We start from the raw sequence: 13,130 nt of genomic DNA on the forward strand, positions 1-13,130 counted from the left end.
CTTATTAGTATTTGGCCGGATTGTTGGACAGGTACTTCTTGACCATCAGTGCTACCTTAAAGACGATAGCATCGTCGAACTCACGCAGATCCAGGCCAGTCAGCTTTTTGATCTTTTCCAGACGATACACCAGCGTGTTGCGGTGCACAAACAGGCCGCGGCTGGTTTCAGACACATTCAGGTTATTCTCGAAGAAGCGCTGGATGGTGAACAGGGTCTCCTGATCCAGGCTTTCGATGCTGCCCTGCTTGAACACCTCGCGCAGGAACATCTCGCACACGGTGGTGGGCAGCTGATAGATCAGGCGTGCAATGCCCAGATTATCGTAGCGGATGATCTGCTTTTCGGTGTCGAACACCTTGCTCACTTCCATGGCGATCTGTGCTTCCTTAAAGGAGGTAGCCAGATCCTTCACGTTGGAGATGGGGGTGCCGATGCCCACCACAGCCTTGATGTAATGCTCGCCGGACAGGGTATCCACGATGCTGGCAGCCAGCTTTTCCATATCGGTGCGGTCGATGCCCTTGCGGATCTCCTTGACCAGCACGGTATCCGTCTCGCTGATATTGAACACAAAGTCCTTCTGCTTGTCGGGGAACAGGCTGCTGACCACATCGTAGGCGGAGATATCGCCGCCGCTGGTAACACGCACGATGAACACCACGCGGGAAACATCGGTGGCAAAGTGCAGCTCACGGGCCTTGGCATAGATATCGCCGGGCAGGATGTTATCCAGCACCACATTCTTGATAAAGTTGGACTTATCAAACTTTTCGTCGTGGTACTGCTTGATGCTCTGCAGGCTGATGGACAGCATGGCGGCAAACTGACCAGCCGTCTCGTCCACGCCTTCCACGAATACTGCATAATCATTATGCTTGGCGCTGGAGAACTGCTGATAGGTGTAGCCATCGCGCACAAAGCGGTCGCCCGCGGTCAGACGCTCCGCCATGAAACCCTCGCGCACCTCGCCGATCAGGTTCAGTTCCGAGCAGGAAATAACAGCGCCGGTCTCATCCACCACGCCGACCACCCGGTTGATCGCGTCTTTCATCTGGTAGATCACGCTTTGAAATACTCTATTGGCCATAATGGATACCCCTTTTCCTCGTTTGTGCAAACCGCAGCGGCAGCCGGTCGTGATTTTTAACAATTTAGCTGCATTACATTTTATATTTTACACAAAAGAATTTACTTTTGCAACATATTTCAACAAAAAAGATAGTTTTTTCTTGTGAATATTATCTTCAGGGGCCATTCTGAACCAAAAAAGTGCCTTTTTGCGTGGTTCTGCCCCCTATTCTACCGGAAAAATGTGTTGCTTTTTTGAAATTCGGGTGAAAAGCCGACCCTGTCAGCTGGAAATTTTTGACACTTCTTCGGCAGAAAGCTCCCGCCACTGGCCCGGTGCAAGGGCCGGGTCGAGTGCAAGGCCGCCGATGGCATCCCGGTGCAGGCCGTTCACGCCTGCGCCGTACACGCCGAACATCCGCTTGATCTGGTGGTATACGCCCTGCTTGAGCACCACCCGCACAGTGCAGCCATCGGCAGAAAGGGCCGTCACCTCCGCAGGCGAAAGCGCTGTGCCGTCGGCAAGGGTCACGCCCGCCGCAAAGCCGGTGCGCATCTGCTCGGTCAGCGGCGTGTCCAACACCACGGTGTAGGTCTTGGAGACGTGGCGCTTTGGAGCAAGGATGTCGTGGGCAAAGGTGCCGTCATCGGTCAGCAGCACAAAGCCGGTGCTGGTCTTGTCCAGCCTTCCCGCCGGGAACAGCTGCCGCCGGGGATAGGCATCCCCCACCAGATCGACCACGGTGGTGTCACGCTTGTCGGTGGAAGCGCTCACCACGCCCTCGGGCTTGTTGAGCATGATGTACACGAACTGCTGATAGCTGAGCGCCCTGCCATCCACAGCCACCGTATCGGTTTCCCTGAGCTGAGTGTCTCCCTTTTTGCAGACAGCACCGTTCACCTGCACCCGCCCTTTGGAAAGCAGCGCCTTAGCCTCGCTGCGGGTGCACTGGGCCGTCTCGGCTAAGTATTTATCCAATCGCATACGCGGTTCTCCTTTTACATAGGTTTGGAGTTTTAGTGTAACATGATAAAATGATTTGCGCAAGAGAACTCCTTCCGTCATCGCTGCGCAATGCCACTGTTCCCCTTTTTGTCACCGAAAGGTGACAAAAAGGGGAACGGCTGACGCACGAAGTTCAGCTGAAGGAGTTTTTCTTTCCGGCCCTTTTCGTGAAAAAGCAAGAAGGAGAAGCCCACAGGCTTCTCCTTCTTGCAAAACAAACTGTAACTTCCGCTGTTTATGCTCAGAGCGTAAGCGGAGAGCATTTAAAATCAAACACTCAAAGATGCGTGCTGCTCCACGGCATCGGGGTTAGCATCGAAGATGGGCTTGAGCACATTGGCGATGAACTCCTCCACCTGCTGCGGTGCACGGCCCACAAAGTTCTCCGGCACAAGGCCCGCCACGATCTCCTCGCGGGTCAGGCCAAAGGCAGGGTCGGCAGCAATACGGTCCACCATATCGTTGGGCAGGCCCTCTTCCTTGACCTGCTTGCCGGCGGCGATGGCGTGCTGGCGCAGACGCTCGTGCAGCTCCTGACGGTTGCCGCCCTTTTCCACAGCCTGCATCATGATGTTCTCGCTGGCCATGAAGGGCAGCTCTGCCATCAGACGGCTGCGCACCACCTTGGGATACACCACGATGCCGTCGGTGACGTTGAGCATGATGTTCAGGATAGCGTCGGTGGCAAGGAAGCCCTCAGCCATGGCGACACGCTTGTTGGCGCTGTCGTCCAGCGTGCGCTCAAACCACTGGGTGCCGGTGGTGAAGCTGGGGTTCAGCACATCTACCATCAGGTAGCGGCTCAGCGCGCAGATACGCTCGCAGCGCATGGGGTTGCGCTTGTAAGGCATGGCGGAGGAACCGATCTGGTTCTTTTCAAACGGCTCTTCCATCTCCTTGAAGTTAGCCAGCAGACGCAGGTCGGTGGCAAACTTCATGCAGCTCTGGCCAATGCCGGCAAGGGCGTTCAGGATGAAGGCATCCACCTTGCGGCTGTAGGTCTGGCCGGACACCGGAATGACGGCCTTGGGGTCAAAGCCCATCTCCTTGGCGATGGAAGCATCCACGGCGCGGATCTTATCGGCATCGCCCTTGAACAGCTCCATAAAGGAAGCCTGCGTGCCGGTGGTACCCTTGACACCGCGCAGCTGCAGAACAGCAAGACGGTGGTCGATCTCCTGCAGGTCCATCACCAGCTCGTTGGCCCACAGGGTGGCGCGCTTGCCCACGGTGGTGGGCTGAGCGGGCTGGCAGTGAGTGTAGGCCATGCAGGGCATGTCCTTGTATTCCTCGGCGAAGCGGCCCAGCTTTGCCAACACACCAATCAGCTTTTTGCGCACCAGTTCCAGACCCTGACGCATCACGATGATGTCGGTGTTGTCGCCCACATAGCAGCTGGTGGCACCCAGATGGATGATGCCGGCAGCCTTGGGGCACTGCTGGCCGTAGGCGTACACATGGCTCATCACGTCGTGGCGCACCAGCTTTTCGCGCTCGATGGCCACTTCATAGTTGATATCGTCCACATGGGCTTCCAGCTCAGCCACCATATCGGGGGTGATGTTGGTCAGGCCCTGCTCCATTTCGGCCCGGGCCAGCGCCACCCACAGGCGGCGCCATGTGCGGAACTTGTTATCGTCCGAGAAGATATACTGCATCTCGTCCGAGGAATAGCGGGTGGAAAAGGGGCTGATATAACGATCATGCTGAGACATTGATTGTTTCCTCCTGAAAGTGACTCCCCCAGTCGCCTTCCGGCGACAGCCCCCTCGGGGAGGGGGCCTTTCAGCCTCTCTCTCCGAGGGAGGTGGCATCGCGTCAGCGATGACGGAAGGAGTTTTTCTCTATTCTACCATCAAATCTTGAAATAGTCCACGCCGCCCTCAAAGATCGGCTGATATTTGTCACCGGTAACGTTCTTGTACAGGTACTCGCCGCTGCGCTCCGAGTGCCCCATCTTGCCGAACACACGACCATCCGGGCTGGTGATGCCTTCGATCGCCAGCACAGAGCCGTTGGGGTTATAGCGCTGGTCCATGGTGGGGTTGCCCTCGATGTCCACATACTGGGTGGCGATCTGGCCATTCTTCATGAGGGTGTCCAGCACCTCCTGCGGAGCCACGAAGCGGCCCTCGCCGTGGCTGATGGCAACGGTGAACTGTTCGCCCACCTCGCACTTGGACAGCCACGGGCTGCCGGTGGATGCAATGCGGGTGCGCACCAGCATGCTCTGGTGGCGGCCGATGGTGTTGAAGGTCAGGGTGGGATCGTAAGCGGTGATGGGGCGGATATCGCCGTAGGGGACCAGACCCAGCTTGATGAGGGCCTGGAAGCCGTTGCAGATGCCCAGCATCAGGCCGTCGCGCTGCTGCAGCAGACGGCGCACCGCCTCGGTGACTTCCGGGTTGCGGAAGAAGGATGCAATGAACTTTGCACTGCCGTCCGGCTCGTCGCCGCCGGAGAAGCCGCCGGGCAGCATGACGATCTGGCTGTTATCGATGGCCTTGACCAGTGCCTTGCAGCTCTCGGCCACGTCGGCGGGGGTCAGGTTGCGGATGACCAGGATCTCCGGGTCGGCACCGGCGCGGGCAAAGGCCTTGGCGGTGTCGTACTCGCAGTTGGTGCCCGGGAACACCGGAATGATGACCTTGGGCTTTGCCACACCGATCTTGGGTGCGGCGGGTGCAGTCAGCTTGCCGTTGATCTTTTCCACGGTGGGACCTGCCTTGCGGTAGGGGTACACCGGCTCCAGCTTGCCTTCCCAGATCTCCTGCAGCTGGGCCATATCCAGCTTTTCGCCGCAGGCTTCAAAGACGTATTCCTTGGTGGTCTCGCCCAGGATCTCACCGGCGGGCGAATCGGACACCATTTCCAGAACGATGGAACCGTACATGGGCTGGAACATCTCATGGGTGGTCTTATCCGCACGCATCTTGAAACCGATGTGGTTGCCAAGGCCCATCTTGAACAGAGCCTCGGCAATGCCGCCGTAGCCCACAGAGCAGGCGGATGCCACCATGCCCTCTTCGATCATGTCCTCCACGATCTTGTAGTTGGCCTTCAGGGAGAAGAAGTTGGGGCAGCCGGTCTCGGGGTCGATGATAGGCCGTACCAGCACCACCGTGCTCTCCGGCTTCTTGAATTCGGTGGAGACCACCTTGTTTGCCTTGCCGATGGCGGTTGCAAAGGAGACCAGCGTGGGAGGCACATCCAGCTTTTCAAAGGAGCCGGACATACTGTCCTTGCCGCCGATGGATGCAATGCCCAGACCCATCTGAGCATCCAGTGCACCCAGCAGAGCGGCCAGCGGCTTGCCCCAGCGCTCCGGGGCGGTGCCCAGACGCTCGAAATATTCCTGGAAGGTGAGGTAAGCATCCTCATAGCGGAAGCCGGAGGCCACCAGCTTGGTAACGCTCTCGATGACAGCCATCTGAGCGCCCTTGTACTGGTCTGCGCTCATCAGGAAGGGGTTGAAGCCCCATGCCATGCCGGAGCAGGTGCTGGTCTCGCCGTCCACCGGCAGCTTTGCCACCATGGCGTTCTGCGGGGTCAGCTGATAGGCACCGCCAAAGGGCATGAGCACGGTGGCGGCACCAATGGTGGAGTCGAACTGCTCAGACAGGCCCTTCTTGCTGCAGATGTTCAAATCGCCCACCATGTTCTTCATCTTCTGGCTGAAGGTCAGGCCCTCCCACTGGGGCTGCCAGACCGTGGCCTTTTCCACATGGACCTTCTGGTGCTTCTCGGCACCGTTGGAGTTCAGGAACTCGCGGCTGATGTTCACGATGGACATGCCGTTCCACACCATATTCAGGCGGGGCTCAGCCGTCACCTTTGCCACAGGAGTGGCCTCAAGGTTCTCTTCGTTGGCGAGAGCAATGAACTTGTCCACGTCCTCGGAGGCCAGCGCCACAGCCATGCGCTCCTGGCTCTCGCTGATGGCCAGCTCGGTGCCGTCCAGACCCTCGTACTTCTTGGTGACCTTGTTCAGGTCGATGTACAGGCCGTCGGCCAGCTCACCGATGGCAACGGACACACCGCCTGCACCAAAGTCGTTGCAGCGCTTGATCATCCTGCAGGCATCCTCGCGGCGGAACAGGCGCTGCAGCTTGCGCTCGATAGGAGCATTGCCCTTCTGCACCTCGGCACCGCAGTGCTCAAGGCTGTCCAGCTTGTGGGCCTTGGAAGAACCGGTAGCACCGCCCACACCATCACGGCCGGTGCGGCCGCCCAGCAGAACGATGACATCGCCGGGGGCGGGGCACTCGCGGCGGACGTGGGAAGCGGGGGTAGCGCCTACAACGGCACCGATCTCCATGCGCTTTGCCACATAGCCGGGGTGATAGATCTCGTCCACCTGACCGGTAGCAAGACCGATCTGGTTGCCGTAGGAGGAATAGCCTGCGGCAGCAGTGGTCACCAGCTTGCGCTGGGGCAGCTTGCCGGGCAGAGTCTCGCTGACCGGCTTGAGCGGGTCGCCTGCGCCGGTAACGCGCATGGCCTGATAGACGTAGCTGCGGCCGGACAGCGGGTCACGGATAGCACCGCCGATGCAGGTAGCTGCACCGCCGAAGGGCTCGATCTCGGTGGGGTGGTTGTGGGTCTCATTCTTGAACAGGAACAGCCAGTCCTCGTCCTTGCCGTTCACATCGCACTTGATCTTGACGGTGCAGGCGTTGATCTCGTCGGACTCGTCCAGATTTTTCAGGATGCCCTGCTTTTTCAGCTCCTTGGCGCCGATGGTGGCAAGGTCCATCATGCAGCGGGGCTTGTTCTCGCGGCCCAGATCGGCGCGTATGGCCATGTAGCGGTCAAAGGCCTTCTGCACGATGGCATCGTCGATCTGCACATCGTCCAGAATGGTGCCGAAGGTGGTGTGGCGGCAGTGATCGGACCAGTAGGTGTCGATCATCTTGATCTCGGTGATGGTGGGGTCACGGTGCTCAGAGCGGAAATACTTCTGGCAGAACTCGATATCGCCAAGGTCCATGGCAAGGCCGTTGTCCGCAATGAACTTTTTCAGCTGCTCTTCGTCCAGCTGGTTGAAGCCCTCCAGCACCTTGACCGGTGCGGGCACGGGGTATTCCATTTTCAGGGTCTGCCTAGTGTCCAGCGAAGCCTCGCGGGCCTCCACCGGGTTGATGACGTATTTCTTGATCTCGGCCACCTGCTCGTCGGTCAGGGTGCCTTCCAGCAGATAGACGCGGGCAGAGCGCACCAGCGGGCGCTCGCCCTGACTGATGAGCTGGATGCACTCAGCAGCGGAGTCGGCGCGCTGGTCGAACTGGCCGGGCAGATACTCCACTGCAAAGGACACGCCGTCGCTGGCGGGCAGCTCGGCATAGGTGTTATCCACCGGCGGCTCACTGAACACGGTGTTTGCACACTGGTTGAACAGTTCTTCGTCGATGCCTTCCACATCGTAGCGGTTCAGCAGACGCAGACCGGTAAGCGACTGGATGCCCAGCAGGCTGGTCAGCTCATTTTTCAGGCCGGTGGCTTCCACATCAAAGCCGGGCTTTTTTTCCACATAAATACGATAGACCATTGGGTAGGTTCCCCCTTATGATTCTAAAATTTATCTAGCGTCCTCGCCCTCTCAGGCCGCTTCGCGTCCAGCTCTCCCAAAGGGAGAGCCCTTGGCAAAACCATGGACTTTGCGTGGACTGCCAAGGCCTCCCTCTTTGGGGGAGGTGGCAGCGCGTGAGCGCTGACGGAGAGGGCGAGCCATTTATTCCTTCTCTGCCAGTGCCTTCAGGGCGCGCAGGCCGATATCGCTGCGCTTGTGCAGCTTTTCAAAGCTGATCTTCTCTGCCGCCTCATAGGCATGGCTCAGCGCATTGGTCAGCCGCGGGCCGGTGGCGGTGACACCCAGCACACGGCCGCCGGCCGTGACAAGGGTGCCGTCCTCGGTGATGGCGGTGCCGGAGTGGTAGACCGTCACGTTTTCTTCGTCGGGCAGCTGGCCGTCCACAAGGCCTGTGATGGGCTTGCCCTTCTCGTAAGCCACCGGGTAGCCGCCGGAAGCCAGAATGACGCAGGCGGCAGCACCGTCCGAGAACTTGACCTCCTCGTTTTCCAGCGTGCCGCCCGTGCAGGCCTGCATGATGTGCAGCAGGTCGCCTTCCAGCAGGGGCAGCACCACCTGCGTTTCGGGGTCACCAAAGCGGCAGTTGTACTCGATGACCTTCGGGCCGTCCGGGGTGAGCATCAGGCCGAAGTAGAGGCAGCCCTTGAAGGGGCAGCCCTCGGCGTTCATGGCCTTGATGGTGGGCAGGAAAATTTTCTCCATGCACTCAGCGGCCACTTCCGGGGTGTAGTAGGGGTTGGGAGCAATGGTGCCCATGCCGCCGGTGTTCAGGCCGGTGTCGTGGTCGTTGGCACGCTTGTGGTCCATGCTGGACACCATGGGCTTGACCACCTTGCCGTCCGTAAAGCTCAGCACACTGACCTCGGGGCCGGTGAGGAATTCCTCCACCACCACATGGTTGCCGGATGCGCCGAATTTCTTATCCAGCATGATCTCCTTGACGCCCTCGGCAGCCTGCTGCTCGTTCTCGCAGATGAGCACGCCCTTGCCCAGTGCCAGACCATCGGCCTTGATGACCACCGGGTACTTGCCCTCGGCCTTGATGTACTCCATGACCTTGGCGGGGTCGTCAAAGGTCTCGTACTTTGCGGTGGGGATGCCGTACTTCTTCATCAGGTCCTTGGAGAACACCTTGGAGGCCTCGATGCGGGCAGCGGCCTTATCCGGGCCAAAGGCCGGGATGCCCACTGCTGCCAGCGCATCCACCATGCCCAGAGCCAGCGGGTCGTCCTGCGCCACCACAACGTAATCGAACTTTTCTTCTACGGCAAAGCCCACCATGGTGTCCACATCGGTAGACTTGATGTTTTTGCACTTTGCGTCATAGCTGATGCCGCCGTTGCCGGGTGCGCACCAGATCTCGCCGCAGTCAGGGCTTTTTTTCAGTGCCTTGATGATGGCGTGCTCGCGGCCGCCGCCGCCAACCACTAAGATTTTCTTAGCCATATCGTTTTCTCCTAAACTTTCGTTCTTTCCGTCAGCTACCTCGCCCTCTCAGTCCGCTTCGCGTCCAGCTCTCCCAAAGGGAGAGCCCTTGGCAAAACCGGAAACTTTACCGTACTGCCAAAGCCTCTCCCCTTGGGAGAGGTGGCATTGCGCAAGCAATGACGGAGAGGGCGAGCCCGTTTCCCTTAGTGATGGAACAGCCGCAGGCCGCAGAAGGCCATTGCGATGCCGTACTTGTTGCAGGTGTCAATGACCTGCTGGTCGCGGATGGAGCCGCCGGGCTGCACGATGGCGGTCACGCCGGAGCGGCGGGCACGCTCGATGTTGTCGCCGAAGGGGAAGAAGGCATCCGAGCCAAGGCACACGCCGGTCACTTTGCTCAGATATTCCTTCTTTTCCTCGGCGGTCAGGGGCGCGGGCTGCTCGGTGAAGGTCTCTGCCCAAACGTCATCACCAATGACATCCTCCGGCGTATCGCCGATGTAAACATCAATGGCGTTGTCACGGTTAGGCTTTGCCACATCGTCGCGGAAGGGCAGGTTGAGCACCTTATCCATGTGGCGCAGCTGCCAGTTGTCGGCCTTCTGGCCTGCCAGACGGGTGCAGTGGATGCGGCTCTGCTGGCCTGCGCCCACGCCGATGGTCTGGCCGTGGTAGGTGTAGCATACGCTGTTGGACTGAGTATACTTCAGGGTGATGAGTGCAATGACCAGATCACGCTTCTGCTCTTCGGTCACATCCTTGTTCTCAGTGACCCAGTTGTTCAGCATGGTGTCGGCGTTGATGACCAGCTCGTTGCGGCCCTGCTCAAAGGTGATGCCGTACACCTGCTTGTGCTCGATGGGAGCGGGCTTGTAGGCCGGGTCGATGGCGACCACATTGTAGTTGCCCTTCTTCTTGCCGGACAGGATAGCCAGTGCCTCCGGCTCGTAGCCCGGGGCGATGATGCCGTCGGACACCTCGTGCTGGATCAGCTTTGCGGTGGGCACATCGCAGATGTCCGAAAGGGCGATCCAGTCGCCAAAGGAGGACATGCGGTCCGCACCGCGTGCACGGGCATAGGCATTTGCCAGCGGCGACAGCTCCATATCCGGGGCAATGTGGTACATTTTGCGTTCCACATCGGTCAGGGGCAGCCCCAGCGCTGCGCCTGCCGGGGAAACGTGCTTGAAGGAAGCTGCTGCGGGCAGACCGCAGGCAGCTTTCAGCTCCTTGACCAGCTGGATGGAGTTGAGGGCATCCAGAAAATTGATGTAGCCGGGCTTGCCGTTCAGCACAGTGACCGGCAGGTCAGAGCCATCTTCCATATAAATGCGGCTGGGCTTCTGGTTGGGGTTGCAGCCGTACTTCAGTGCCAGTTCGTTCATTGGTGCATCCTCCTTATTTCTCTATTGTTTTAGTCCTGTTTTTCCTCTGCGTCAAGCTTTTTGAGCAGTTCCAGCTCTTCGGGCAGCAGCTCCGGCTCCTCGGGGTCGTCCAGATCGCTGCACACGGCATCGTACTTGTTAAAGATCATGTCACCGGTCTCGCCGGAGTCCAGATCAATGACCCGGGCAAACAGGCTCACCTTGTTGTCCGGGTTCAGGCTGCTCCACAGACCCTGTGCAAAATCGCCGATGGTGCGGGGGCAGGCAAAGCGCAGCGGCTCACCCTCAAAGCTGGGGATGGGATTTCCGTTGTGCTTGTAGGTGCTGATGAAATGGCCCTCGCCTGCAACGGGCTGCGGATAATCAAAGAAATAGCGCTGCACGCTGTCGCCATTGCCGTCCGCAGACTTGAGAATGCTCATCTGATAGCTGCCGTCGGCGTACACCACAGCGGAGATGCGGGGGGTGTAGTTGGGGCCGTCCGGCTCAAAGGTGCGGGTGCGCAGGGCATCGGCAAAACTCTTGCCCTGACTCATCAGGTCATAAATGGTATCGGTCTGGTCGCCGTTGGTCACGATATGGGTCTTGCCCAGCGTCAGCACCGGATTGTAAATAATGAGGCTGGGGTCCTCCAGCTTCGCGGGGTCCGCTGCGATGGTGCAGATGCCGCCGCGCTCGGGCACGGGGTCAAACACGCGGTTGCGGCTGTTCTCGCTGCGGCCCATGATAAAGTAGCCAATGAACATCTGGCGGCCATCCGGAGCCATTGCCACAGCAATGCCGCGGCCGGGATACTCGTTGGATGCCAGATACTCGTTCAGGTTGATCTTTTCCATTGTTGTTCTCCTTTACGGATAACGACCTCGCCCTCTTCGTCAGCGCTGACGCGCTGCCACCTCCCCCAAAGTGGGAGGCTTTGGCAGTCCACACAAAGTTCATGGTTTTGCCAAGGGCTCTCCCTTTGGGAGAGCTGGACGCGAAGCGGCCTGAGAGGGCGAGCCAGTTTATCTCTTTACTCGATCTCTCCGCTGCACACCATAGCCACGGCCTTGGGCAGCAGCTTCCATTCGGCCTGCTCCATCACACGCTTCTGCAGCACCTCGGGGGTGTCGCCGGGCAGGATGTCCACGGCCTTCTGCAGCAGGATGGGCCCGCCGTCGCACTCTTCGTTCACGAAGTGGACGGTGGCACCGGTCACCTTACAACCCCGGGCCAGAGCCGCCTCGTGCGGACGCAGACCGTACATGCCGGGCCCGCAGAAAGACGGGATGAGTGCCGGGTGCACATTCAGGATGCGGCGGGGATACGCTTCAATGACACTGGGCCCCAGCACGGACAGAAAGCCTGCCAGCACCACCAGATCGATGTTGTGGTCTTTCAACGTTTTCAGCAGAGCTGCGTCAAAATCCTCACTACTGGCGTAATCCTTGCGGCGCACCACGCAGCCTTCCACACCGGCCTTTGCGGCCCGTTCCAGCGCATAGACACCGGGCTTGGAGGCCACCACAAGGGTGATCCTGCCGTTGGGGTTCTCGCCTCGGGCTTCGCTGTCCAGCAGAGCCTGCAGGTTGGTGCCGCCGCCGGAGACTAAAACTGCAATGTTCAGCACAGCTCCACGCCCTCACCTTCTGCAATGACGCCCAGACGGTAAGCTTCCGGCTCACCGTTTGCGTGCAGGATGTCCAGCGCCTTGTCGGCCTGCTCTGCGGGGACGGTGAGCACCATGCCAACGCCCATGTTGAAGGTGTTGAACATATCGTGCTCGGAGATATTGCCGGTCTTCTGCATCAGCTGGAACAGAGCCGGGGTGCGGACATCTGCCTTGTTGATGCGTGCGCAGCAGCCCTTTTTCAGACTGCGGGGGATGTTCTCGTAGAAGCCGCCGCCGGTGATGTGGGAAATGCCCTTCACATCCACCTCTTCCAGCACCTTGAGCACAGGCTTTACGTAGATCTTGGTGGGAGCCAGCAGGGCCTCGCCCAGCGTCTTGCCGCCCAGCTCTGCAGGGGCAGTGTGCAGCACATCGGGGTTTGCGTCAATGTCAAAGATCTTGCGCACCAGCGAGAAACCGTTGGAGTGCACACCGGTGGAAGGCAGAGCGATGATGACATCGCCGGGCTTCATGGAATCGTTGTTCAGGATTTTTTCCTTATCCACAACGCCCACGGTGAAACCGGCCAGATCGTACTCCTCCTCCGGCATCATGCCCGGGTGCTCGGCAGTCTCGCCGCCCACCAGAGAGCAGTCGGCCTGCACGCAGCCCTCAGCCACGCCCTTGACGATCTCGGCGATCTTCTCGGGAATGTTGCGGCCGCAGGCGATGTAATCCAGGAACACCAGCGGCTTTGCACCGGCGCAGATGACATCGTTCACGCACATAGCCACGCAGTCGATGCCGATGGTATCGTGCTTGTCCATGATCATGGCAATTTTCAGCTTGGTGCCCACGCCGTCGGTGCCGGAAATCAGCACCGGGTGCTTGTAGCCGGTGCAGTCCAGCTCAAACAGGCCACCAAAGCCGCCCAGACCGCCAATGCAGTGCTCGTTCATGGTGCGGGCCACATACTGCTTCATCAGTTCAACAGAGCGATAACCGGCGGTGATATCCACACCGGCGGCTGCATAGCTTTCAGAATAGCTTTTTTCCATG

Annotated in this window: 9 protein-coding genes; all 9 read right to left on the minus strand. The window is 59.3% G+C overall.

What is annotated here, in order from left to right; all coding sequences use genetic code 11:
* Positions 1-4: 4 nt before the first annotated feature.
* Entirely contained in the window at positions 5-1,090 is a 1,086-nt protein-coding gene (locus DXA66_RS01565) for a CdaR family transcriptional regulator (RefSeq protein ID WP_005944450.1), read from the minus strand.
* Between the two features lie 264 nt (positions 1,091-1,354).
* Positions 1,355-2,056 carry a pseudouridine synthase gene (locus DXA66_RS01570; RefSeq protein WP_118526386.1) on the minus strand — a complete coding sequence of 234 codons (702 nt, stop codon included), beginning with the start codon at positions 2,054-2,056 and terminating at the stop codon, positions 1,355-1,357.
* 290 nt (positions 2,057-2,346) lie between these two features.
* A complete protein-coding gene (purB, locus tag DXA66_RS01580) occupies positions 2,347-3,792 on the minus strand; it encodes an adenylosuccinate lyase (protein WP_044954035.1) in 1,446 nt (481 codons plus the stop codon).
* A gap of 140 nt (positions 3,793-3,932) precedes the next feature.
* On the minus strand, positions 3,933-7,625 hold the full coding sequence (locus DXA66_RS01585; protein WP_118526390.1) for a phosphoribosylformylglycinamidine synthase: 3,693 nt from the start codon (positions 7,623-7,625) through the stop codon (positions 3,933-3,935).
* 183 nt (positions 7,626-7,808) lie between these two features.
* Positions 7,809-9,113 carry a phosphoribosylamine--glycine ligase gene (gene purD / locus DXA66_RS01590; RefSeq protein WP_118526392.1) on the minus strand — a complete coding sequence of 435 codons (1,305 nt, stop codon included), beginning with the start codon at positions 9,111-9,113 and terminating at the stop codon, positions 7,809-7,811.
* A gap of 185 nt (positions 9,114-9,298) precedes the next feature.
* On the minus strand, positions 9,299-10,480 hold the full coding sequence (locus DXA66_RS01595) for a phosphoribosylaminoimidazolecarboxamide formyltransferase (protein WP_097775217.1): 1,182 nt from the start codon (positions 10,478-10,480) through the stop codon (positions 9,299-9,301).
* A 29-nt stretch (positions 10,481-10,509) separates the two neighbouring features.
* A complete protein-coding gene (locus tag DXA66_RS01600; protein ID WP_097775216.1) occupies positions 10,510-11,316 on the minus strand; it encodes an IMP cyclohydrolase in 807 nt (268 codons plus the stop codon).
* Positions 11,317-11,492: 176 nt separating this feature from the next.
* Positions 11,493-12,089, minus strand: coding sequence for a phosphoribosylglycinamide formyltransferase (gene purN, locus DXA66_RS01605; protein WP_005944461.1), 597 nt, complete (start codon positions 12,087-12,089; stop codon positions 11,493-11,495).
* A complete protein-coding gene (gene purM, locus DXA66_RS01610) occupies positions 12,083-13,129 on the minus strand; it encodes a phosphoribosylformylglycinamidine cyclo-ligase (protein WP_118526394.1) in 1,047 nt (348 codons plus the stop codon). Before purM ends, purN begins: the two co-directional genes overlap by 7 nt.
* Position 13,130: the final 1 nt, after the last annotated feature.

The organism is Faecalibacterium sp. OF03-6AC, assembly GCF_003478175.1.
Taxonomy (GTDB): Bacteria; Bacillota; Clostridia; order Oscillospirales; family Ruminococcaceae; genus Faecalibacterium; species Faecalibacterium taiwanense.